This is a genomic window from Cellulomonas sp. GTC20042, assembly GCF_055389595.1.
The window spans coordinates 1,042,864-1,065,193 of the sequence record NZ_AP043678.1 but is presented as its reverse complement, the minus strand read 5'-3'; the positions used below and the strand labels follow the sequence as shown (position 1 = coordinate 1,065,193).

Genomic DNA, 22,330 nt, shown 5'->3' with positions numbered 1-22,330 from the left:
GTCACCCCGCCACGCGGTAGCCGGCGCCTCGCACCGTGAGCACCGCGTCCCGGCCGAGCTTGCGCCGCAGGTAGCCGACGTACACCTCGACCACGTTGCCGTCCTCGCCCGGCCCGTCCCACACGTGGTCGCGCAGCTCGACCTTCCCGACCACCCGGCCCTGCTGCCGCATCAGGTACTCCAGCAGCGCCGTCTCGCGCGCGGTGAGGTCCACCGGTGCACCCGCGCGGGTGACCGTGCGGGTCGCGGGGTCGAGCACCAGGTCGCCGCTGGTCAGCACGGCGGGGCGCAGGTCGGCGGGGCGGCGCAGCAGCGCACGGAGCCGGGCGACCAGGACGACGAAGGAGAACGGCTTGGTCAGGTAGTCGTCGGCGCCCACGTCGAGGCCGTCGGCGACGTCGTGCTCGCCGTCCTTCGCGCTGAGCAGCAGCACCGGCGTGCTGATCCCGTCGGCACGGAGCGCGGCGACGACCTCGTAGCCGCTGCGGCGCGGCAGCATCACGTCCAGCACGATCGCGTCGTAGTCGCGATCGGCGGCCATCACGAGGCCGGTCTCGCCGTCGTGCGCGGCGTCGACCGCGAAGCCCTCGGCGGTCAGCCCACGACGGAGCGCCGCGACCAGGCCGCGTTCGTCGTCCACCACCAGCACCCGCATCCCGGCAGCATGCCACCCGTCGGCCCGGTCGCCGCAGGTCTCTCAGCGTCCCCTCAGGCAGCACCGGGCAGGGTGGGGGCATGAGCACCGATCTTGCGCCCGTGCCGCGTCGCACCCTGTCCCCCCGGGCCCGCTGGGCCGTGCCGGGGGTGGTGGCCGTGGTGGTCGCCGCCGCCGTGGGCGTGCCGGCGCTGGCCTCCGCCGACGGCTCCACGCTGCCGGACGTCACCGCGGCCGAGCTGGCCGAGCGGGTGGCGCAGGCGGACGCGGTGCCGGTGCAGGGTACCGTCGTCTACACGGCGCGCCTGGGCCTGCCGGAGCTGCCGGTCTCGGAGATGACCGGCGCCGACCCGCTCAACCTGCTCAGCGGCTCCTCGACGCTGCGGGTGTGGTCCGACGGCGGCGAGCGCTCGCGGGTGGCGCTCCTCGGCACCACCTCGGAGTACTCGGTGGTCTCGGACGGTCCCGAGGCGTGGACCTACTCCTCCACCGACGACGCGGTCACCCACTACACGCTCGACGCCGCGGACCGGGCGCGCTACGACGCGCTGGCCGAGGACGCCCGCGCCGGCGTGGCCCCCACCGCGGGCGCGGACCTGCCCACCCCGCAGGAGGCCGCCCAGCAGGCGCTCGCGCAGGTCGAGGAGCACGCCGACGTGACCACCGACAGCCCGGTGACCATCGCCGGTCGCGACGCGTACCAGCTCGTCGTCTCCCCCACCGACGACGGGACCCTGGTGGACCGCGTGGTGGTGGCCGTCGACGCCGAGACCTCCGCGCCCCTGCGGGTGCAGGTGTGGTCGGTGCAGGACGTCGAGACCCCGGCGCTCGAGGTCGGCTTCACCGACGTGGCGTTCACCGCGCCGGACGAGTCGGTGCTGACGTTCTCCGCCCCGGCGGGCGCTGAGACCACCGAGCAGGTCGTGCCGCTGCCGCAGGTCCCCGCAGACCACGGCACGCTGCCCTCCGACCCGTCCGAGGTCGAGCCGCCGGAGGGCGTCACCGTGACCGGCGAGGGCTGGTCCCGCATCGTCACGCTGAGCGGCCTGGACGTGGCCGGGCTGGTCGGCGGGGACGCCGCGGCCCTGGCGAGCGTGCCCGGCGCGGACCGCGTGATCGGCTCGGACGCCGCGCAGGACCTGGTGCAGGAGTTCGTGCCGAGCGACGAGTCCGGCAACCCCGGACGCCCCGAGCTCGACACATCCGCGCTCTACGAGCAGCTCACGACCGCCGTGCCCGAGGGACGCCTGCTCAGCTCGGCGCTGCTGAGCGTGCTGATCACCGACGACGGCCGGGTGCTCGTCGGGGCGGTGCCCGGCGACACCCTGCGCGCCGCGGCATGACGGCTGCGGACGCCCCCGGCGCACCGGGCACGGCCGTCGACCTCGCGGTCCGCACGACGGGGCTCACCAAGCGGTTCCGCTCCGGGCAGGTGGCCGTGGACGGGATCGACCTGGAGGTGCCACGCGGTGCGGTGTACGGGTTCCTGGGCCCGAACGGCTCGGGCAAGACGACGACGATCAGGATGCTGCTCGGGCTGACGCGACCGACGGCAGGCCGTGCCTGGCTGCTCGGCTCGCCGATGCCGGAGGACGGTGGGCGCGTGCTGCCCCGGGTGGGCGCGCTGGTCGAGGGACCGGCCTTCCAGCCGTACCTGTCCGGACGGGCCAACCTCGCCCGGCTGGACGCCGCCGACGCGACCGCCGACCCGCGCACCACCCGCCGGCGCAGCGACGCCGCCCTCGAACGCGTCGGACTGGGTGCCGCGGCGGACAAGCGCTACCGGCAGTACTCCCTCGGCATGAAGCAGCGGCTCGGCCTCGCCGCCGCGCTGCTCCGGCCCCGGGACCTGCTCGTGCTGGACGAGCCCACCAACGGGCTCGACCCACAGGGCACCCGCGAGGTCCGGCACCTGGTGCGCGACCTCGCGCAGGCCGGGACGACCGTGCTGGTCTCCTCGCACCTGCTCGCCGAGATCGAGCAGGTGTGCACCCACGTCGGGATCATGAGCCGCGGGCGCCTGCTGCTCCAGGGCGACCGCGACGCGCTCACCGCACGCGGCGAGGCGCATCTCAGGGTGACCGTCCGGGCCTCGCAGGCGGCGCAGGCCGCGGAGGTGCTGCGCGCGCACGGGCTCGTGACCGGACCGGACGCCGACCTCGGCGGACTGGCGCCCCACACCCCGGGCGCGCCCGGCGGGACCGACCGCACGGTGCCGCTCGACGTGCCGTCCGGGACCACCACCCTCGACGCACCGGCGGGCACGGTGCCGCCGGAGAAGGTCGCCGCCGCCCTGGTGCACGCCGGGGTGGACCTGCTGGGCCTCGCGGTACGACGCCCCAGCCTCGAGCAGGTGTTCGTGGAGCTCACCGGGGAGGGTTTCGATGTCGCTCGCTGACCTCACCACCGCCGACGCCCCGGCACCGGACGCCCCCGAGGGGACGGTCGAACGCTCGCGTGCCGCCGCCACCGGACGGCTGCTCGCCTCCGAGCTGCGCCTGGTGCTCGGTCGCCGTCGCAACCAGGTGCTGCTCGCCGGCCTCGGCGCGGTGCCGCTGCTGCTGGGCACGGTGCTGTGGCTGACCCGCGACTCGGCCATCGCCGGGCAGGGTCCGTCCTTCGTCGGGCAGGTGACGCAGAACGGGCTGTTCCTCGTCGTCGCCTCGCTCTTCCTCTGCCTGCCGTTCCTGCTGCCGCTGACCATCGGGATCACCTCCGGCGACGCCATCGCGGGCGAGGCCTCGACCGGGACGCTGCGCTACCTGCTGGTGGTGCCGGTGCCCCGGGCGCGGCTGCTGCTGGTCAAGGCCGTCGCCTCGCTGGTGTTCGCCGCGGCGGCGGTGCTGGCCGTGGCCGTGGTGGGGCTGGTGGTCGGGGCGGCCTACTTCGGGCTGCACGACGTGACCCTGCTGTCCGGCAGCAGCGTGCCGCTGGGCGAGGGGGTGCTGCGCGTCGCGGGGATCGTCCTCTACGTCGGGCTGTCCCTGACCGGGCTGGTCGCCGTCGGGCTGTTCTTCTCCACGCTCACCGAGGTGCCGGTCGGCGCGATGGCCGCCACCGTGGTCGTGGCGATCGTGTCCACGGTGCTCGACTCGTTGCCGCAGGTCTCCGCGATCCACCCGGGGCTGCTCACGCACCACTGGTTCGACTTCGCCGAGCTGCTGCGGCTCCAGGTCGACCCGGGGGTGCTGGCGCAGGGCATGGTCGTGCAGGCCGTGTGGGTGGCGATCTTCGGGTCGCTCGCCTGGAGCCGGTTCACCACCGCCGACGTCACCTCCTGACGCCGGCGGGGGCGCGCCCGCTGCTCGGCGGGCCGGACCGGCGCTCCACACGACCGGCGCCCCCGACGCGACGTGACCGGCGGCCGGGGCGACGGACGTCGCTGGCCGGCCAGGCGGCACCGGTCAGACGCGGACGACCATCTTGCCGACGTTGCCGCCGCGCAGCAGGTCGAGGAACGCGTCCACGGCGTGCTCGATCCCGTCCACCACGGTCTCGTCGTGGGTGATCCGGCCCTCGGTGAACCACGCGCCCATGTCCCGGGTGAACTCGCCGTACAGCTCGACGTGCTCGGCGAGCGTGAAGCCGCGCAGGGTGAGGCCCTGGGTGATGATCCGGCTCATGTTGTCCGGCCCCGGGGTGCGCTCGGTGGCGTTGTAGCCGGCGATGGCCCCGCACAGCGCGACCCGTCCGCCCCGGCGCAGCACGTCGAGCGCGGCCTCCAGGTGGTCCCCGCCGACGTTGTCGAAGTACACGTCCACCCCGTCCGGCGCGGCCTCGCGCAGCAGCGTGCGGACCGGACCCGCGTGGTAGTCGAAGGCCACGTCGTAGCCGTAACGCTCGGTGGCGGTGGCGACCTTCTGCGCGGAGCCGGCCGAGCCGACCACCCGGGAGGCACCGAGCAGGCGGGCGATCTGCCCGGCGGCGGAGCCGACCGCCCCGGCGGCACCGGACACGAAGACCGCGTCACCGGGCTGCATCGCCGCGATCTTCCGCAGGCCGACGTAGGCGGTGTACCCGGTCATGCCGAGGATGCCGAGGTGCGCGGACAGCGGTGCACCGGGCACCTCGGGCACGACGCGGAAGCCGGCGGCCGGCCCCTGCGCGACGTCCCGCCAGCCCTGCTGGTGCAGCACGACGTCACCCACCGCCAGACCCTCGGCGCGGGACTCGACCACGCGCCCGACGGCCCCGCCGGTCATCGTCTCGCCCAGCGCGTACGGGGCGACGTAGCTGTCCGCGTCGTTCATCCGCCCGCGCATGTACGGGTCCACCGAGACGAAGGCGTTCTCGACGCGGACCTCGCCCTCGGCGAGCGGGGGCAGGTCGACCTGGACGGTGCGGAAGTCGTCGTGCGTCGGCCAGCCGTGCGGACGGGCGACGAGCTGGACCTGGGTGCTGCGGGCGGTGCTCATGCGGGATCTCCGGTGGTTCTCGGTGCAGTCGGGCGCTGCGTGATGCGGTCGGGGGCGCGGTGCGGCGCTCAGGCGAGCAGGCCGACGACCAGGGCGACGACGGCCAGCAGCGGCGGGGTGGCCTGCACCAGCGCGGCGCGGGCCTTGTCGCGGGACGACAGCAGCAGCACCGCCCCGGCGAGCACCATCGACCCGGTGCCCGCCAGCACGAGCGCGGCCCCGGCACCGGTCTGCCCGGCGGCCGTGAGCACGATGCCCACGACGGTGACGACGGCGAGGAACAGGTTGTAGAAGCCCTGGTTGTACGCCATCTCGCGGGTGGCCTCGGCCTGCTCCGGCGTGGTGCCGAAGGTGGCGCGGGTGCGGGCGGAGGTCCAGGTGAGGGACTCCAGCCAGAAGATGTAGACGTGCACCAGCGCCGCCACGGCGGCGAGCACGAGCCCGGTCGCGATCATCGCGTCTCCTCGGTCGGGCCGCCGCTGCTCGACGACCATGGTTGTGTACTGATCGTTCCACTATAGACTGCCACCATGGGCCGACCGCAGTCCTTCAACACCGCGACCGTCGTCCAGGCCGCCCGGGACGTGTTCTGGGACAAGGGCCTGGACGCCACCTCGCTGCCCGACCTGGAGCACGCCACCGGCCTCGGCCGGTCCAGCCTGTACCACGCGTTCAGCAGCAAGCGTGGCGTGTTCGACGCCGCCGTGCAGGACTACCTCGACACGGTCGTCCGCCCCCGGCTGCGCGTGCTCACCACGGAGCCGACCGCGCCGGACGCGATCCTCACCTACCTGACCGGGCTCTCCGGTGCGATCGCGGCCCTGCCCGCCGACTCGCCGCGGCGCGGCTGCCTGCTGCTCGCCTGCGCGACCGGCCCGGCCGGGCACGACCCCGCCCTGCGCGAGGTGGTGGACGCCTACCGGCGCGAGCTGACCGACGCGATGCGACGCGGCATCGCCGCCCGTTGCCCCGGGACCGACGCGGCGGTGCTGGACGACCGCGCGCGGCAGGTGGTGGCGCACGTCGTCACGGCGCTGGTGCTCGCCCGGGTGGACGCCGAGGCCTCCGTGGCGACGCTCGGGACGGCGACGGCGCTGGTCCGGTCCTGGGACGACCTCGGCTGACCGGTCGCACGGCCCCGCTCCGGACGTCGGCCGACCAGACGGCGCACGCTCAGCCCGTGCAGAGCGTCGTCGCCTCCACGCCGGACCCGTCCGCCCCCTCGCCACCGACGGGCGAGCGCACGGACATCTCCCACCGCCCGTCCATGACCGCCTCGGCGTAGCGCGCCGCGACGTCCGGCGGCAGGCTCAGCCCCACGGTGCCGTCCTGGAGCAGGGTCGCGTCACCGGAGCCGACCTCGGACAGCCCGGCGTCCAGCGCGCGCCGCTCGACGGACCACACCGGGTCACCGCCGGCGTCGAGCACCGCGAACCGCGCGACAGACCCCGCAGGCAGGCCGATGGTGTCCCACCGCACGGTGACGGCGGGGTCGCCGTCGCGCCGGGGACGCTCGACACCGAGCCGGGTCTCGGTGCCGCCACCGCCCGTGACGTCGACCACGCCGGACGCGAAGACGGGGCTCGTCCCGTTCGGGACGCCGGCGGCGGGCAGCACCATCGCCGAGCACGAGGTGGAGCCGGCGACGGCGGTGCCGCTGCTGCCGAGGTTCATCGCGACCCCGGCCGCGCAGGCGAGCACGGACACGACGGCGACGGGCTGCCGCCACCCAGGCGGCTCCGGGCGCTCCCAGTCCAGCGGGAACGCGGTCTCGCGACGGGCGGCGAACGGCAGCGGCCGGTCGGTGCGCAGCACGACGGTGCCGGCGAGGGAGTCGGCGAAGGTCTTGCGCTCCAGGTTCCACAGCGGGCGCAGGTAGCCGATCATCAGGATCCCGTCCAGCACGTGCGCGACCAGGCGCAGCAGCGTGCGGATCATCCCCACCGGCCGGCCGTCGACCGCGCGCACCACCGCGATCCCCATGACGAGCTTGCCCGGCGTGGACCCGAGATAGGCCTGCATGGCGAGCAGCACCACGACCAGCACGATCATCGGCCGGCTGTCGGTCCACAGGGCAGCCGTCGGCTCGGGCGCCCCGAACACCGGGAGGATCGACGGCACGGACACCGGCACCACGGCGGCGGTGAGGAACGCGGCCGCACCGATCAGCGCCTGGTCCAGCAGCAGCGCGATCACGCGACGGATCCAGGAGGCCGTGAGGTCCCGCGGGACACCGAGCGACGGCGGCGCGAGCGGCAGAGCCGGGGCAGCCGTGGTGCTCATCGCTCCATCCTGGCTCATCGCGACCGATCCTGTGCGAGTTTTTCCCAGCCCTTGCGACCTCGACAGCCCCCGCGTAACGTACAACCACATGGTTGTACGTGAGCAGACCCAAGGCGAGGTGGACCGTGTGTTCGCCGCCCTGGCCGACGCCACCCGCCGCGACATCGTGCAGCGGGTGCTCCGTCGGGAGGCGTCGGTCTCGCACCTCGCGCAGGGGTACGAGATGAGCTTCGCCGCGGTGCAGAAGCACGTGGCGGTGCTGGAGCGGGCCGGGCTCGTGGTCAAGGTGCGTCACGGCCGCGAGCAGGTGGTCCACCCCGACGTCGGCACGATCCGGGCGGCCGCGCGGCTGCTCGAGCAGTACGAGGAGATCTGGCGAGGACGCCTCGACCGGATCGACGCGATCCTCACCGAGCCGTGACCGGCCGCGCCGAACCGCGACCGCGCCGCGACGGGGACCGCACCCGCAGGACGTGAACCCGACCGGAGGGAACCCGCGATGACCGTCGTCAGCACCACCCCCGACCCGCAGGCCCGCACCCTGACCATCGTGGCCGAGCTGGCCGCGCCGCCCGCCCGGGTGTGGCAGATCTGGGCCGACCCGCGCCAGCTCGAGCGCTGGTGGGGCCCGCCCACCTGGCCGGCCACCTTCGTCGAGCACCAGGTGCAGGTCGGCGGCCGCTCGCGCTACTACATGACCGGCCCCGAGGGCGAGAAGGCCGGCGGCTGGTGGCAGTTCCGCGCCGTGGACGAGCCGCGCTCGCTGGAGTTCGAGGACGGCTTCGCGGACGACTCGGGGGCGCCGGACCCGTCGATGCCGACCACGGTCGCGCACGTGGCGCTGGAGGAGATCCCGACCGGCACCCGGATGACGATCCGCTCGTCCTTCAGCACCGTCGAGCAGATGGAGCAGCTGGTCGCGATGGGCATGGTCGAGGGCATGACCGAGGCCATGGGCCAGATCGACGCGATCCTGGCCGAGGGCTGAGGCTCAGGCCTGGTCGTCGACGCCCGGGGCCCCGTGCCGCAGGCCGTCGACGACCAGGTCGAGCACCCCGCGCACCTTGGCGTCCCAGCCGTCGCCGTCCGGGACCATCCAGACCGCACCGGTCGCCAGCATCACCTGCTCGGCGTCCACGTCCGGGCGCACCGAGCCGTCCTCACGACCAGCCGCGAGCAGCACGCCGATCGCGCCGATGATCCGCTCGCGCGTCTCGCCGAACAGCGGCGAGTCCGAGCCCACCGCCGAGCGCAGCGCCGCGCCCATGCCGCGCTTCGTCGTCGCGTACCGCACGAAGCGGCCGAACCAGTCCCGCAGCGCGTCGATCCCCACCGGGTGATCCGCCAGCAGGGCCGGGGCCGCGTCGCAGAGTGCCTGCACCTCCTGCCGGTAGGCGGCCTCGACCAGCGCGCCACGGGTCGGGAAGTTCCGGTAGAGCGTGCCGATCCCCACGCCCGCGCGCTGCGCGATCTGCTCCAGCGGCGTCTCGCCGTCCTCGGCCAGCGCGGCGGCGGTCACCTCCAGCAGGCGTGCGCGGTTGCGCTGCGCGTCAGCGCGCAGCGGTCGATCGGTGGTGACGGACGGCACTGCCAACATCTCCTCGGTGTGACCTCTTGCGTTCCGGAGGATCCTCCGCTTACAGTCATGAACATAACCGGAGGCGCCTCCGTTCCAGGGTACGACCTCCCGCAGCCCGGCACCAGCCCCGAATCAGCCCTGCGCCACCCGCCGGGCGACACGCCGGCCGCAGCACGCGCAGCACCCCCCGCAGCACCCGCACGACCCCGAGGAGCACCCCATGGCGAGCATCTTCCGCGGCGTCACGATCGACGCCCCCGACGCCCACGCGATCGGCCTGTTCTGGGCCGCCGCCCTCGGCCGCGACCTCGTCCCCGGCGCCAGCACCGAGCGCGCCGAGCTGACGGCCGATCCGGCCGGCGGCCCGCACGTCGTCGTCGAGCGGTCGGTCACCGCCGGCTTCACCCCCGGCGCCCTGCACCTGGACCTGGTCACGGCCGACCTGGATGCCGAGTCCGAGCGGCTGTCCCGGCTCGGCGCCCGCCGACTGGGCACCGTGCGCGGCCGCGAGCACCGCGTCACGCTGACCGACCCCGCCGGCAACCTGTTCGACCTGGTCGCCGCCGCCTGACCCCCGATCGGATGCGGATCGCACCTGATCCGCGCGAAGCACGCAACCTTCCGGCCCCCGGTCGCGTATACCCGTCATGAGGATGACGAGCATCGCGGACGGGGGCCTGGTCGTGGCGGGAGCACCACCGGACCCGCCGATCCCCCGCGACACCCCCGACGTCGAGGCGCTGGTGCTGGTCGAAGGGGTCGGCCGGGACGCCGAGTTCACCGCGTTCATGTCCGACGCCGCACCGGCGCTGGCGCGGACGGCCTGGCTGCTCTGCGGCGACGCGCACCAGGCCGACGAGCTGGTGCAGCAGGCGCTGGTCCGCACCTACCTGCACTGGGGCAGCGCCCGCGAGCGCGACCCGCTGGCCTACGCCCGCCGCACCCTGGCCAACCTGCGGATCGACACCTGGCGCCGGCGCCGCCGCGAGGTGCTGACCGATCCGGCCGACGTGCCCGAGCACGCCGATCCCGCCGACGCCGCCGAGCGGCACGCCGACCGCGACCAGCTCGTGCGCGCCCTGGCGCTGCTCAGCCCACGCCAGCGCCGGGTGATCGTGCTGCGGCACTTCGAGGGGCTGTCCGAGCGCGAGGTCGCCGCCGACCTCGGCATCTCCGTCGGCACCGTGAAGTCCACCGCCTCGCGCGGCATGGACCGGCTGCGCGCCGCGCTGACCACCTCCCCCGCACCCACCACCCCGAGGAGCCGGTGATGAGCACCGACGACGAGCTCGCCCGCGACCTGCGCGCGATGGCCGACGACACGGTCCCCGTCCTGACCGTCAGCACCCACCGGGTGCTCCCCCGCGCCCGCCGCCGCCGGTTCGCGCAGCGCACCGCCGGGGTGACCGGCGCGGTGGGTGCGCTGGCCGTGCTCGGGGTGTCCGCCCTGAGCGGATGGTCGGCGGTCCCGTGGCCGAGCACCGGGGCGCCGATCGCCGGCGGGGGGACGCCGACGCTCGGCCCGATCGCGCTGCCGACGCCGCAGGCCACCGAGCCGGGTGCCGATCCCACCGCGACGGGCGGCATCTCGCCGACGCCGGGCACGATCGCCGACGCGCAGGGGCACGTGTACTGGTACAGCCAGACCGAGAGCTGGGACGCCTCCAGCACCGAGTCCCGCGAGGAGTGGCAGAGCCTGACGCTGCCGGGGCTGATCGTCTGGGACGGCGACCTGACCCCGTGGACGCAGGACGACCCCGAAGGCCCGACGGCGATCGGCCCGAACAGCATCGCGGGGTACTTCAACCTGGCCGGCACCGGGAACGAGAACGTCACCGACGCGTCGCTGCTGCCCACCGACCCGGACGCGCTGCGCGACCTGATGTACGCCAGCGTGGAGCCCGACCGGCGCAGCGGCTCCGACGACAACAAGGTCTTCGGGATGATCTACGACCTGCTCACCAACAACCCGGGGCTGCTGCCCGAGGACCTGCGCGCAGCCGCCTGGGAGGTCGCGAGCGGACTGCCCGACGTCACCACCGGCATCGGGACCGACCGGCTCGGCCGCACCGGCCTGCTGATCCAGTACACCGGGCAGGACGCGACGACGCTGGTGCTCGACGAGGCCACGCACCTGCTGCTGGAGACGCGCTCCCCGGGGTACTCCGCGACCTTCGTCACGCAGGGCCCCGCGGACCGGACCCCGATCGAGCCGACCCTCGAGATGTCGGGCTGCGGCAGCTGGGAGACCTGCTGATCCCTCAGCCCGCGACCGGCACCGCGCCGGTGAGCAGGCCCGGCACCTCGGTCATGGACGTGACCAGGTGCCGGGCCCCGGCCGCGCGCAGGGCGGCGGCGTTCGCGTCCTGCGTGCCGAGCGGCACGTAACCGATCACGGTCGCCCCGGCGGCGACACCCGCGGTCACCCCGGCCACCGTGTCCTCCACCACCGCGCAGCGCGCCGGGTCCACGCCGAGGCCGGCGGCCGCCGCCAGGTACACGTCCGGCGCCGGCTTGGAGCGCTCGACCTCCATGCCGCTGTACAGGTGCCCGCCGAACGCCTCGCGCAGCCCGGTCTTCGTGAGCTGGAGCTCGATCTTGCGCCGGTCGGCGCCCGAGGCCACCGCCACCCGCCCGGCGTAGGCCGTCGCCAGCGTCCGCACCGCGACGTCGGCACCGGGCACCGCCACCAGGTCGCGCTCGAGGGCGACGTTGCGGCGCTCGCGGAACTCCTCGATCCACCGCTGCCCGACGGTGACGCCGGTATGCGCGGCGATCACCCCGAGCTCGTCGGCGAGCGAGCGGCCGACGAACCGCGCCCAGCACTCCTGCGGGGTGAGGTCCCAGCCGAGCTCGGCGAGCATGGCGCGCAGCACCTCGTTGGTGATCGGCTCGGAGTCCACCAGCACCCCGTCGCAGTCGAAGAGCACGGCGTCGAACGGCAGGGCGGGTGCGGAGTCGGTCACGGTCGCCATCGTAGGCAGAGGGGCGGATCGCCCCGGTCACCCGCCGAGGCGGATCGACCACCGGGACCCCTCGCACACCGACCCCGGCGCCCCTACCGTCGTGCCATGACGGACATCGATCCCTGGGAGCCCCCGTACGCGGGCTCGGAGGTCGAGCACCTCGTCGGGGCGCTCGACCGGTTGCGCACCACGTTCCGCTGGAAGGCCGACGGCCTGGACGCCGCGGGCCTGTCCCAGCACCTCGGGCCGTCGGCGCTGACGCTGGGCGGCCTGCTCAAGCACCTCGCCGCGGTGGAGGACGTCACGTTCCGGTGGAAGCTCGCCGGCCAGCACCCGGGACCGATGTGGCACCCGGAGACCTGGGGCGAGAACGACACCGAGATCCTGTCCGCCGTCGACGACACCCCCGAGCAGCTCTACGCCACCTGGGACGACGCGGTCGCGCGGTCGAAGGAGCGGCTCGCGGCGGCGCTGGCCGACGGCGGGCTGGACCAGCAGGTGCACCTCGGGGACGAGCGCGGGCACCTGACCCTGCGCCGGCTGCTGTTCGACCTCACCGAGGAGTACGGGCGGCACACCGGGCACGCCGACCTGCTGCGCGAGGCCGTGGACGGCCGCGTCGGCGAGGACCCGCCGAGCGGCTGGCGTCCGGAGCACGGGGCGCCGCTCGACTGGATCCGCGGGACGTAAAGCGCTCGGACCTGCGCGTCGGCACCGCTACCGTCCTGCGCATGTCCGCGAACCTGGAGTACGGCGACCCCGCCGTCGCGCTGCCGAACGAGATCCTGCGCTCCGTGGTGGGCAGCGGCGTGCACGGCATCGCGGTCCCGGGCACGGACGACCACGACGAGATGGGCGTGTACGTCGAGCCGCCGGAGCACGTGCTGGGCTTCGTCCGGGTCCGCGAGGACTACGTGTGGCGCACCCAGCCCGAGGGCGTGCGCAGCGGGCACGGCGACACCGACCTGATCCTCTACTCGCTGCGCAAGTACCTGCGCCTGGCCGTGCAGGGCAACCCGACCGTGCTGCTGCCGCTGTTCGCGCCGGAGGCCGACCTGGTGGTGCTGACGCCCCTGGGCGAGGAGCTGCGCGCGATGCGGTCGGCGTTCCTGTCCCGGGGGACCGTCGAGCGCTTCCTCGGGTACATGGGCGCGCAGCACGCGCGGATGCTCGGGCAGTCCCGCCGCGACGTCCCGAACCGGCCGGAGCTGATCGAGCGCTTCGGCTGGGACGTGAAGTACGGCAGCCACGCGCTGCGGCTCGCGTACCAGGGGCGGGAGATCGCCCGGACCGGCGCGCTGACCCTGCCGATGCCGACCGAGGAGCGGGAGCACACGCTGGCGGTGAAGCGCGGCGAGGTGCCCCGCGACGAGGTGTCCGCGTCGATCACCGCCCTGGAGGCGGAGGTGCGCACCCTGCTCGACGAGGGCCGCACCCCGCTGCCGGAGGCCGTGGACCTGGACGCGGTGACCGCGTGGGCCGTCAGCGCGCAGCGGCGGCACTGGGCGTGGGGCGGGGCGGGCGCCGAGTGACGGCGTCGGGCGGGCCGAGCGCCAGGTGACGGCGTCGGGCGGGTCGGGCGCCGAGCAGCGGCCTGGGGACGGGCCGAGCGCCGAGTGACAGGTTCGGGCGGGTCGGGCGCGCCGAGCGACCGCACGGCCCGCCCGCCCCGACGCGTCAGACCAGCCCCGCGCCCCAGCGCTGCGCGCGGTCCAGCTCGCCCTCGGCCGCCGGCCCCGACCGCCCGGTGACCAGGAACGCCTCCCGCCCGACCACCTCGACGCCGCGCCGACGCAGCTCCTTCTCGATCCCCTTGGCGGCCGACCCGGCGAAGAACCCCGTGCTGTTCACGGTGGTGAACGCGGCGGCCCGCCCGCCGAGGCCGCGCGGGAGCGCGGACAGCCACTCGGCGACGCCGGCCACCGCCTCCCGTCCGCCCGAGGCGGTCGCCTGCTGCCGCGAGCCGGGACGCGGCATGCCCATGTTGTGCGTGGGGGCGCCGACCAGCAGCAGGTCCACGTGATCGGGCCGGGGTGCGTCGGCGGCGTCGACCACGCTGACCGCGGCACCGCGCGAGCGCAGGCCCTCGGCGACGTGCTCGGCGACGCGACGGGTGTTGCCGAAGCAGGACTCGGTGACGATCAGGACGTCCATCGCGGTTCCTCACGACCGGCGGCGCCGGCGGCCCGACGCTCGTTTGGTACTCAAAGTACCATGTACCGGATGGCAGGATGAGGGCCATCGAGCCACCGGAGATGACATGCCCGAGCAGCACGGATCGACCGCACCGTCGGACCGCCCCGCCCTGCGCCGGACCGCGCGCCGCCCCCGGCTGTCCGACGCCGAGACCGAGCAGCGGATGCTCGACGCGGGCGTGCGGCTGGTCGCGGAGCGCGGGCTGTCGCTCAGCCTGGAGCACCTGAGCATCGAGGACCTGATCCAGGACGCCGGTGTGTCCCGCACGTCGTCCTACCGCCGCTGGCCCACCAAGGACCTGTTCGCCGCCGACCTGCTGCTCCGGCTCGCCCGCGCCACCGACCTGCCGACCGACCTCTCCGAGGACCTGCCCGGGCTGACCCGCGACCTCGCCGACCTCGCCGCCCGCACCGGCGACCTGAGCGACCCCGCCGCCCGGCGCGACCTGGTGGTCGGGGTGCTGCGGATCGTGGTCGGCTCCGACTTCGACGCGATGCTCCGCTCCCCCGCCTGGCGCAGCCACGTCGCGCTGCGCGCCGCCCACCTCGGCCTGCCCGGCGGGGCCCTGCGCGAGCAGGTCAGCCGCGCGCTGCGCGAGACCGAGCAGCGGTTCACCGATCGCCGCGCCGCCGTGTTCGCCGCCCTCGCCGAGATGCTCGGCTACCGGCTCACCGTGCCGGACGAGCGGGGCTGGCACCGGCTGTCGCTCACCCTCGGCGCGGTCGCCACCGGACTGCTGGTGCGCGGCTACGCCGACCCGGACGCCGTCACCGCCAGCACCCGCATCGCACCTTTCGGCAGCACCACGCCCGCCGACTGGTCGGAGGCGACGCTGGCCTCGGTCGGCGTGGTGCTCGGCGCGATCGAGCCCGATCCGGAGGCCGCCTGGGACGAGGCGGGCACCGCCGTGCTGCGGGGCGCCCTGGCGGACCCCGCGACGGCGGTGCGGGTGCTGCTGGCGGCGGCCGACGGCTGAGCCGCGCGGCCCTGTCGGCGGCGCGTGGAAGGATCGCCGCATGCCGTCCGCAGTCCCCGAGGTGCCGATCGATCCGCCGGATCCCGATCGCACCCCGCCTGCCCGGACGGACTGGCGCGCCGTGCTCACCAGCCTGGCCGCGCACTCCGCCGCCGACCGCTCGCCGGACGAGCGCCCCGCCGCGGTCGCCACCGCCCTCCAGCTCGAGCTGCGCGAGCTGACCCCGCGCACCCGCGACCGGTGGAACGGCCCGACCTCGCGCACCGCGGGAAGCCGGCAGGGCCCGCCCGGGAACGGGCAGTACCGCCTCGGCGCACGCCCGGTGGTCCGCACGGCACGGGGCTGGGCGCGCGGCAACGTGACCTGGTCGAACATCCCGCACATGCGGACCCGGCTGGGTCTGGACGAGGCGCAGCACCGCTGGTTCTGCCAGGTGGGGGCGCTGCACCGCGCGGGCACGCCGGCCGATCCGGGCACCGACGCGGACTGGGTGCTGCTGGACGAGTTCGTGAATCCGGTGCTGTGGGAGCTGCTCGCGCAGGCGCGTGACCTGGGGATCGTGCTGGTCGGCTCGGGCTCGGGCGCCACGGTGCGCCTCGGCTCGACCGCGTCGCTGACTCTGGACGCGTCGCGGGTGGACGGCGGGGTGCGGGTGGCCGCGCGGCTGCTGGTCGACGGCGAACCCATGCCGGTGGGGCACGGGCACGCGATCGGCGACCACGGCGTCTACGTGGTCGACCTGGCGGCGCCCCGGCAGGTGGTGCTGGCGCCGACGACCGGGCGGCTCGGCCCGCAGCACCTGGCGCTGCTGGGCGGCGCGGGGTCGGGGCGGAGCGTGGCCGAGGCGCTGGGCGCGGGGGTCGTGGTGCCGCAGGACGAGGTGGACGACCTGCTGCACGGACCCCTCGCCGATCTGCGCGCGGAGATCGCGGTGGGCTCCGCCGACGGCAGCGTCACCCTGCCGCCGCCCGCGCCGCCGCTGCTGGTGCTGCACGTGCGGTTCGCCCCGCGGCACACCGTGGAGACCTCCTGGCGCTGGGACACCCGGGGCCGTCCCGGGCCGACGCCCGACCCGCGCGAGCTGCTGGCCGACGCCGGGATCCCGCCGACCTGGTGGGACGACGAGACCGACGGCGGCGCGCTGCCGCTGCCGCAGGTGCTGCGGGACGTCGACGCCGCCGAGGTCGCCGCGACGCTGCTGCCCCGGATCGCCGACCTGCCGGGGGTGCGCGTCGAGACCACCGGCACCCCGCCGGACTACCGCGAGCTCACCGGCACCCCGGTGCTCACCGTGTCCGCGGTGCCGACCGAGAAGCACGACTGGTTCGACCTCGGCGTCACCGTGACCGTCGACGGCAAGCAGGTCCCGTTCGTACCGCTGTTCCGCGCGCTCGCGAAGGGCCGCAAGAAGCTGCTGCTGGTCGACTCGTCCTACCTGTCGCTGGACCACCCGGCGCTGGCACCGCTGGCCGCGCTGATCTCCGAGTCCCGCGACCTGGTCGAGTGGGAGACCGGCCCGCGGATCAGCCGGCACCAGACCAGCCTGTGGGCGGACTTCGTGGACCTCGCCGACGAGGCGGTGCCGGCGCAGGAGTGGCGGGCGCTGCTGGCCGAGGTGGACGACGCCCCGCGCCCGGTGCCGCTCCCCCGCGGGCTGCACGCCGACCTGCGCCCGTACCAGCGGGAGGGCTTCGACTGGCTGGCGTTCCTGTGGCGGCACCGGCTGGGCGGGATCCTGGCCGACGACATGGGGCTCGGCAAGACGGTGCAGTGCCTGGCGCTGGTGCAGCACGCCGTCGAGCAGGGCGAGACCCGCCCGTTCCTGGTGGTGGCGCCGACCTCGGTCACCCCGACCTGGGTCGCCGAGGCCGCGCGGTTCACCCCGGGGCTGACCGTGCGCCGGGTCACCGCCACCGAGGCCGCCTCCGGGGTGCCGGTGGCCGACCTCGCCGCGGGGGCGCAGGTGGTCGTCACCTCCTACGCGCTGCTGCGGCTGGACGCCCCCGCCTACCAGGCGGTCGCCGACGGGACCGGGTGGGCCGGGCTGGTGCTGGACGAGGCGCAGCAGGTGAAGAACGCCGGGTCGCAGGTGCACGAGCGCGCCCGCGATCTCGGCGTGCCCTTCACCCTCGCCGTCACCGGCACGCCGGTGGAGAACTCGCTCACCGAGCTGCACGCCCTGCTCGCGCTGACCGCCCCCGGGCTGTTCCCCTCCGCGCGCGCCTTCGGCGAGCAGTACGTGCAGCCGATCGAGGCCCGCCGCACCGGCATCTCCGGCGAGGCCGGTGCGGGTGAGGTGGACGACGACGCCGAGCGCTTCCGCACCCTGCGGCTGGCCCGGCTGCGCCGACGGATCCGCCCGTTCCTGCTGCGCCGCACCAAGGAGCACGTCGCCCCCGACCTGCCCGAGCGCCAGGAGCAGACCCTGCTGGTCGACCTGAGCCCGGCGCACCGCGACCTGTACGACCTCTACCTGCAGCGCGAGCGGCAGAAGCTGTTCGGGCTGATCGACGACCTGGACCGGCAGCGCTTCATCGTCTACCGCTCGCTGACCCTGCTGCGGATGCTCGCGCTGGACGCCGGCCTCGTCGACCCGGCGCAGACCGGGCTCGGCTCCGCGAAGGCGGACGCCCTGCTCGACCAGCTGGACGACGTGATCGCCGAGGGGCGCCGCTCGCTGGTGTTCAGCCAGTTCACGTCGTACCTGAAGATCGTCGCCGCCCGGCTGGACGCCGCCGGGATCCCCTACGTCTACCTGGACGGCTCCACCACCGGCCGCGCCGCCGTCATCGAGGAGTTCCGCACCGGCACCGCCCCGGTGTTCCTGATGAGCCTCAAGGCGGGTGGCACCGGGCTCACGCTGACCGAGGCCGACTACGTGTTCCTGCTGGACCCGTGGTGGAACCCTGCCGCCGAGCAGCAGGCGATCGACCGCACGCACCGGATCGGCCAGCACCGCCCGGTGATGGTCTACCGGCTGATCGCCGAGGGCACGATCGAGCAGAAGGTGCAGGCGCTCCAGGCACGCAAGGCCGCGCTGGTGGACGCGGTGATCGACGACGGCGACCTGTTCGGGAGCACGCTGACCGCCGACGAGGTGCGCGAGCTGCTGGCGTGAGCGCGGGCCCAGACGCAGGGCGACCAGCACCCGCCGCACCGTCCCGCGGGTTCGGCCCGCCGCCTCACCCCGCCGCGACCGCCGTCGCGCCCTCCGCGGCCCGCCGCACTGCCGCCACCGCACGCGCCACGTCCTCCGGCCCGGTCGCCGCGTTGCTCACCGACACCCGCAGCACGTCCCGCCCGCGCCAGCGGGAGCCCGACATCCAGGTCTCCCCCTCGGCGAGCACCCGTGCCACCACGGCCCGGGTGCGGGCGTCGTCCTCGAAGGCCACCGACACCTGTGTGAACACCACGTCGTTGAGCACCGTCACGCCCGGGATCGTCGCCAGCCCGTCGGCGAGCGCCCGGGCGCTGGACACCAGCCCGTCCACCAGCGCGGCGACCCCGGAGCGGCCGCGTGCGCGCAGGGCGGCCCACACCGGCACCCCGCGTGCCCGGCGCGACATCTCCGGGGTCTTGTCCACCGGGTCGGCGTCGGCGAGGAAGTCCGCGAGGTAGGCGGCCCCGCCGTGCACGCCCATCGCGGAGTGCAGCGCAGCCGGGTCGGCGACCGCGACGATCCCGCAGTCGTAGGGCACGTTGAGCGTCTTGTGCGCGTCGGTGGCCCAGGAGTCGGCACCGGGCAGCCCCTCGGTGATCGACCGGACCGTCGGGGACGCCGCCGCCCACAGCCCGAACGCGCCGTCCACGTGCACCCAGGCGCCGCGGGCGTGCGCGGCGGCGACGCAGGCCGCCATCGGGTCGCAGGCGCCGGAGTGGATGTTGCCGGCCTGCAGGCAGACCAGCGTGGGCTCGTCGGAGGCGGCGAGCGCCGTGGCCAGCGCGGCGGGGTCGATCCGGCCCTGGTCGTCCACACCGACGGTCTGCGCCGCGCCCAGCCCGAGGTACCGCAGCGCGAGGTCGAGGCTGACGTGCCGCTCCTCCCCGGCGAGCACCCTCACCCGGGGCCCGCCGGCGAGCCCGTGCGCGGCGACGTCCCAACCGGCGTCGTGCAGCAGCTTGTCGCGCCCGGCGGCCAGCCCGACCAGGTTGGCGCTGGTCGCCCCGGTGACGAAGCCGACGTCGGCCCCGGCCGGCAGGCCGAGCACGTCGAGCAGCCAGCGCCCGGCGACCTGCTCCAGCGCGGCCAGACCGGGCGACATCGCGCGCATGCCGACGTTCTGGTCCCACGCGGCGAGCAGCCAGTCCGCGGCGAGCGGCGCGGGGTCGGTGCCGCCGACCACCCAGCCGAAGAACCGGCCGGAGCCGAAGGCCATCAGCCCGGGCTCGGCGAGCGCGGCGAGCTCGTCCACCACGGCGTCGGGGGCGATCGGGCCGTCCTGGAGCGGCAGGTCGACGGCGCGCGACGCCTCCTGCGGGGAGAGCCGGGGCGGGACCGGCCTCTCGCCGACGGAGGCGAGCCAGTCCCGAGCGTGCTCGGCCGCGCGGTCCAGCGCGGCACCGTAGACGTCCTCGTCCGCAGGCATGGCCAGCAGTGTGCTCCGCCTCGCCCGGTGCACGGAAGGCCCTTTCCCGGTCCCGGCGCGCCAGGACCGCTCACCCGCGGGTGAAACGCGCCGATGGGCAGGACGTCCACCTCACCCGGCCGGAAACAGGTCCTCCCTCGTGCGCGTCTGGAACAGCCAGTCCATCGGTGCCCGCATGTCCGCCGTCTTCAGCCTGCTGATCCTCGTCCTCGTGGCGGCGATCGGGATCGGCATCGTCACCGCGCAGACCCAGCGCTCCTTCACCGAGCAGGTCGGCCAGGCCGACCGGGTTCGCCGGCTGGCGGAGCAGGCACGTTTTCAGATCGCGGACGCCACCGGCTGGCAGGGCCTGGTGGCGGCGGACACCGCCGCCCTCGGGCCCGAGGCCGCGCTGGCCGACGACGCGTACAACCGCGCCGGGCTGCTGGCCACCGAGGCGGACGTGCGGTCGTGGCTGGTCGATCTGGACACCACCGGCGCGACGCCCGAGGAGCAGGAGGCGTTCGACGCCCTCGGCCCGGCGTGGGACTCCTTCTTCGCCGGGGACGACGAGGTGGCGGCGCTGCTGCGCACCGGCGCGATCGAGGACTACCGCGCGGCGATGGACTCGATCAACAACGGGGCCGCGGGTGACTCCTACGACCAGGTGCTGACGCTCGCCGACCAGATCGAGCAGTCCGCGCAGGCCCGTGTGTCGGACCTCCAGGCCGAGCAGCGCACCGCCGAGGAGCGGGGCCGGCTGGCCCTGATCGTGATCGGCGTGCTGGCGGCGGCCTTCGCCGCGTTCGCCGCGCGCAAGGTCACCCGCGACGTGGCGGTGCCGGCCGGCAAGATCTCCACGGTCGCGGACGCGATGGCCCACGGCGACCTGACGCGGCGCACCGGCCTGTCCGGCGGCGGGGAGATCTCGCGGGCCGGCCAGGCGCTGGACGGGGCGATCGACGCGGTGGCGGCGCTGGTCGGCAGCGTGTCGCGCACCGCGGAGCGGACGGACGGCACCGTCGGCTCGCTGCGGACGGCCACCGCCGAGGGCGCCCGCGCCGCGCAGGACACCAGCGCCCAGGTGGGGGTGGTCGCGGCCGCGGCGGAGCAGGTGTCGCGCACGGTGCAGACCGTGGCGGCCGGCGCCGAGCAGATGGGGGCCAGCATCCGGGAAATCGCGCAGAACGCCGCGCAGGCCGCCAAGGTCGCCGCGCAGGCCACCACCGAGGTCCAGGCCACCACCGAGCAGGTCAGCCGGCTCGGCCGGTCCAGCCAGGAGATCGGCGACGTGGTCAAGGTGATCACGAGCATCGCCGAGCAGACCAACCTGCTGGCGCTCAACGCCACCATCGAGGCGGCGCGCGCCGGGGAGGCGGGCAAGGGCTTCGCGGTCGTCGCCGGCGAGGTCAAGGAGCTGGCCACCGAGACGGCGCGTGCCACCGAGGACATCGCCCGGCGCGTCGAGGCGATCCAGGCGGACACCGGCGGCGCGGTCGCCGCGATCGACCAGATCGCCCGGATCATCACCCAGATCAACGACTACCAGCTGACGATCGCGTCCGCGGTGGAGGAGCAGACCGCCACCACCACGGAGATGTCCCGCGGGGTGGCCGAGGCCGCCACCAGCGCCGGGGAGATCGCCACCTCCATCACCGCGGTCGCCACGTCGGCCACCACCAGCGCGGACGTGCTCGCCCGGGTGGACGCCGACATGGACGGGGTGGCGGAGGGCTCGCGGGAGATGGCGCAGCAGACCGCGGTGTTCAGCGTCTGACGCGCCGCGACGCGGGACCGGCGAGCGCAACCCTGTGCGCCCGCTGTGCACGAACGTGCCGGGTCTCGCGCCACGCCGGGCTGACGTCGGCCGTCGCCGGACCGCCCACCCACGCCCAGGCGCCCCCGGGGGTGCCGACCGCACGCAGCTCTGCCTACGGTCGAGACGTCCGAACGACGCCCGATCCAGGGGGGAGATTTCCCATGAAGAAGCGTCTGTGGATCACGACCACCACCGCCACCACCTGCCTCGCCGGTGCGGCGATCTTCGCGTCGCCCGCGGCCTACGCCGGTGACGGCCACGGCCACGACGGCCGTGGTGACGGCCGGCAGGGCGGCGCCGTCGTCCAGCAGGACCGGGGCGAGCGCGGCGACCGGCACGGCCGCTGGGACGGCCGTGGCGAGGGCCGCGACGGCTGGAAGGACGGCGGCTGGAAGGACGGCGGCGGGAAGGACGGCACGGACCCGACGACGGTGCCCGAGCAGCCGGTCGTCGAGGAGCCGGTGGTCGAGGAGCCCGTGGTCACCGAGCCGGTCTCGCAGGTCGATGCCGCCGGGGCGTCGATCGTGGCCCGCACCAACGAGCTGCGCGCCTCGGTCGGGGTCGGTGCGCTGACCCGCAGCGCCGAGATCGACGCGGTGGCGCAGGCCTGGGCGCAGCACCTGGCCGACACCGGCGAGTTCCGCCACAACCCGGACTTCGCCGCGCAGATCCCGGCCGGCTGGACCACCGCGGGCGAGAACATCGCGCTGAACACCACCGACCCGGTGGCGTTCTCGACGCAGTGGGAGAACTCGCCGCCGCACTACGCGAACCTGGTCAACGGCGCCTTCACCACCATCGGTGTCGGCGTGGTCGAGAAGGACGGCGTGTTCTACGGCGTGCAGGTGTTCGCGGGGTACTGATCGACGCCCCGCC

The 22,330-nt window shown here is 75.1% G+C and carries 23 protein-coding genes; 15 read left to right on the top strand and 8 right to left on the bottom strand.

Annotated features, from left to right (window positions below; genetic code table 11):
• Position 1: 1 nt before the first annotated feature.
• Entirely contained in the window at positions 2–655 is a 654-nt protein-coding gene (locus tag ACZ5HG_RS04995) for a response regulator transcription factor (RefSeq protein WP_464180780.1), read from the bottom strand.
• An 80-nt stretch (positions 656–735) separates the two neighbouring features.
• On the opposite strand from ACZ5HG_RS04995, the gene ACZ5HG_RS04990 reads away from it, so the two are divergent.
• Genes ACZ5HG_RS04990 through ACZ5HG_RS04980 form a run of 3 tightly spaced genes read left to right on the top strand, consistent with a single transcriptional unit; the run spans position 736 to position 3,936 of the window.
• Positions 736–1,998 (top strand): LolA family protein, encoded by a 1,263-nt coding sequence (locus ACZ5HG_RS04990; protein WP_464180779.1) that lies wholly within the window; start codon positions 736–738, stop codon positions 1,996–1,998.
• Complete coding sequence (locus tag ACZ5HG_RS04985; RefSeq protein WP_464180777.1) at positions 1,995–3,053, top strand: ABC transporter ATP-binding protein; 1,059 nt, start codon at positions 1,995–1,997, stop codon at positions 3,051–3,053. The genes ACZ5HG_RS04990 and ACZ5HG_RS04985 overlap by 4 nt, the downstream gene beginning before the upstream one ends.
• The gene (locus ACZ5HG_RS04980) at positions 3,040–3,936 is read left to right on the top strand and encodes an ABC transporter permease (protein ID WP_464180776.1); all 897 of its coding nucleotides are present in this window, start codon (positions 3,040–3,042) and stop codon (positions 3,934–3,936) included. The genes ACZ5HG_RS04985 and ACZ5HG_RS04980 overlap by 14 nt, the downstream gene beginning before the upstream one ends.
• A gap of 123 nt (positions 3,937–4,059) precedes the next feature.
• Here the strand turns inward: ACZ5HG_RS04980 and ACZ5HG_RS04975 are convergent, their stop codons facing one another.
• Together ACZ5HG_RS04975 and ACZ5HG_RS04970 are read right to left on the bottom strand one after the other, a co-directional pair.
• Positions 4,060–5,070 carry an NADP-dependent oxidoreductase gene (locus tag ACZ5HG_RS04975; RefSeq protein WP_464180775.1) on the bottom strand — a complete coding sequence of 337 codons (1,011 nt, stop codon included), beginning with the start codon at positions 5,068–5,070 and terminating at the stop codon, positions 4,060–4,062.
• Between the two features lie 68 nt (positions 5,071–5,138).
• Positions 5,139–5,525: a DUF1304 domain-containing protein gene (locus ACZ5HG_RS04970; RefSeq protein ID WP_464180774.1), complete on the bottom strand. Its 387-nt coding sequence runs from the start codon at positions 5,523–5,525 to the stop codon at positions 5,139–5,141.
• A 75-nt stretch (positions 5,526–5,600) separates the two neighbouring features.
• Between ACZ5HG_RS04970 and ACZ5HG_RS04965 the strand changes: the two genes are divergently transcribed.
• The gene (locus ACZ5HG_RS04965; protein WP_464180773.1) at positions 5,601–6,194 is read left to right on the top strand and encodes a TetR/AcrR family transcriptional regulator; all 594 of its coding nucleotides are present in this window, start codon (positions 5,601–5,603) and stop codon (positions 6,192–6,194) included.
• Between the two features lie 49 nt (positions 6,195–6,243).
• On the opposite strand, the gene ACZ5HG_RS04960 is transcribed toward ACZ5HG_RS04965, so the two are convergent.
• Positions 6,244–7,353: an RDD family protein gene (locus ACZ5HG_RS04960; RefSeq protein ID WP_464180772.1), complete on the bottom strand. Its 1,110-nt coding sequence runs from the start codon at positions 7,351–7,353 to the stop codon at positions 6,244–6,246.
• An 88-nt stretch (positions 7,354–7,441) separates the two neighbouring features.
• Here ACZ5HG_RS04960 and ACZ5HG_RS04955 point away from each other — a divergent pair, with 88 nt between their 5' ends.
• Together ACZ5HG_RS04955 and ACZ5HG_RS04950 are read left to right on the top strand one after the other, a co-directional pair.
• Positions 7,442–7,774 (top strand): ArsR/SmtB family transcription factor, encoded by a 333-nt coding sequence (locus ACZ5HG_RS04955; RefSeq protein ID WP_464180770.1) that lies wholly within the window; start codon positions 7,442–7,444, stop codon positions 7,772–7,774.
• Between the two features lie 78 nt (positions 7,775–7,852).
• A complete protein-coding gene (locus ACZ5HG_RS04950) occupies positions 7,853–8,341 on the top strand; it encodes an SRPBCC family protein (RefSeq protein WP_464180769.1) in 489 nt (162 codons plus the stop codon).
• Positions 8,342–8,344: 3 nt separating this feature from the next.
• On the opposite strand, the gene ACZ5HG_RS04945 is transcribed toward ACZ5HG_RS04950, so the two are convergent.
• Positions 8,345–8,941, bottom strand: a complete 597-nt coding sequence (locus tag ACZ5HG_RS04945) for a TetR/AcrR family transcriptional regulator (RefSeq protein WP_464180767.1) — start codon at positions 8,939–8,941, stop codon at positions 8,345–8,347.
• Between the two features lie 211 nt (positions 8,942–9,152).
• Here ACZ5HG_RS04945 and ACZ5HG_RS04940 point away from each other — a divergent pair, with 211 nt between their 5' ends.
• The 3 genes from ACZ5HG_RS04940 to ACZ5HG_RS04930 all read left to right on the top strand — a co-directional run bounded on the left by ACZ5HG_RS04940 (position 9,153) and on the right by ACZ5HG_RS04930 (position 11,189).
• Positions 9,153–9,503, top strand: coding sequence for a VOC family protein (locus ACZ5HG_RS04940; RefSeq protein WP_464180766.1), 351 nt, complete (start codon positions 9,153–9,155; stop codon positions 9,501–9,503).
• Between the two features lie 82 nt (positions 9,504–9,585).
• Positions 9,586–10,203, top strand: coding sequence for a SigE family RNA polymerase sigma factor (locus ACZ5HG_RS04935; protein ID WP_464180765.1), 618 nt, complete (start codon positions 9,586–9,588; stop codon positions 10,201–10,203).
• Positions 10,203–11,189 carry a hypothetical protein gene (locus ACZ5HG_RS04930; RefSeq protein ID WP_464180764.1) on the top strand — a complete coding sequence of 329 codons (987 nt, stop codon included), beginning with the start codon at positions 10,203–10,205 and terminating at the stop codon, positions 11,187–11,189. Before ACZ5HG_RS04935 ends, ACZ5HG_RS04930 begins: the two co-directional genes overlap by 1 nt.
• Positions 11,190–11,193: 4 nt before the next feature.
• Here the strand turns inward: ACZ5HG_RS04930 and ACZ5HG_RS04925 are convergent, their stop codons facing one another.
• Entirely contained in the window at positions 11,194–11,907 is a 714-nt protein-coding gene (locus ACZ5HG_RS04925) for an HAD family hydrolase (protein ID WP_464180763.1), read from the bottom strand.
• Positions 11,908–12,003: 96 nt separating this feature from the next.
• Here ACZ5HG_RS04925 and ACZ5HG_RS04920 point away from each other — a divergent pair, with 96 nt between their 5' ends.
• Both ACZ5HG_RS04920 and ACZ5HG_RS04915 read left to right on the top strand, forming a co-directional pair.
• Entirely contained in the window at positions 12,004–12,588 is a 585-nt protein-coding gene (locus ACZ5HG_RS04920) for a mycothiol transferase (RefSeq protein WP_464180762.1), read from the top strand.
• 41 nt (positions 12,589–12,629) lie between these two features.
• Positions 12,630–13,430: a nucleotidyltransferase domain-containing protein gene (locus tag ACZ5HG_RS04915; protein WP_464180761.1), complete on the top strand. Its 801-nt coding sequence runs from the start codon at positions 12,630–12,632 to the stop codon at positions 13,428–13,430.
• Positions 13,431–13,575: 145 nt separating this feature from the next.
• Here the strand turns inward: ACZ5HG_RS04915 and ACZ5HG_RS04910 are convergent, their stop codons facing one another.
• Positions 13,576–14,052 carry a flavodoxin family protein gene (locus tag ACZ5HG_RS04910; RefSeq protein ID WP_464180760.1) on the bottom strand — a complete coding sequence of 159 codons (477 nt, stop codon included), beginning with the start codon at positions 14,050–14,052 and terminating at the stop codon, positions 13,576–13,578.
• A 106-nt stretch (positions 14,053–14,158) separates the two neighbouring features.
• Here ACZ5HG_RS04910 and ACZ5HG_RS04905 point away from each other — a divergent pair, with 106 nt between their 5' ends.
• Positions 14,159–15,070, top strand: a complete 912-nt coding sequence (locus ACZ5HG_RS04905) for a TetR/AcrR family transcriptional regulator (RefSeq protein WP_464180757.1) — start codon at positions 14,159–14,161, stop codon at positions 15,068–15,070.
• A gap of 40 nt (positions 15,071–15,110) precedes the next feature.
• Entirely contained in the window at positions 15,111–18,188 is a 3,078-nt protein-coding gene (locus ACZ5HG_RS04900; protein ID WP_464180756.1) for a DEAD/DEAH box helicase, read from the top strand.
• A 64-nt stretch (positions 18,189–18,252) separates the two neighbouring features.
• Here the strand turns inward: ACZ5HG_RS04900 and ACZ5HG_RS04895 are convergent, their stop codons facing one another.
• The gene (locus ACZ5HG_RS04895) at positions 18,253–19,656 is read right to left on the bottom strand and encodes a pyridoxal phosphate-dependent decarboxylase family protein (protein ID WP_464180755.1); all 1,404 of its coding nucleotides are present in this window, start codon (positions 19,654–19,656) and stop codon (positions 18,253–18,255) included.
• 175 nt (positions 19,657–19,831) lie between these two features.
• On the opposite strand from ACZ5HG_RS04895, the gene ACZ5HG_RS04890 reads away from it, so the two are divergent.
• Both ACZ5HG_RS04890 and ACZ5HG_RS04885 read left to right on the top strand, forming a co-directional pair.
• Positions 19,832–21,412 (top strand): methyl-accepting chemotaxis protein, encoded by a 1,581-nt coding sequence (locus ACZ5HG_RS04890; RefSeq protein WP_464180754.1) that lies wholly within the window; start codon positions 19,832–19,834, stop codon positions 21,410–21,412.
• A gap of 203 nt (positions 21,413–21,615) precedes the next feature.
• Positions 21,616–22,317: a CAP domain-containing protein gene (locus tag ACZ5HG_RS04885; protein WP_464180753.1), complete on the top strand. Its 702-nt coding sequence runs from the start codon at positions 21,616–21,618 to the stop codon at positions 22,315–22,317.
• Positions 22,318–22,330: the final 13 nt, after the last annotated feature.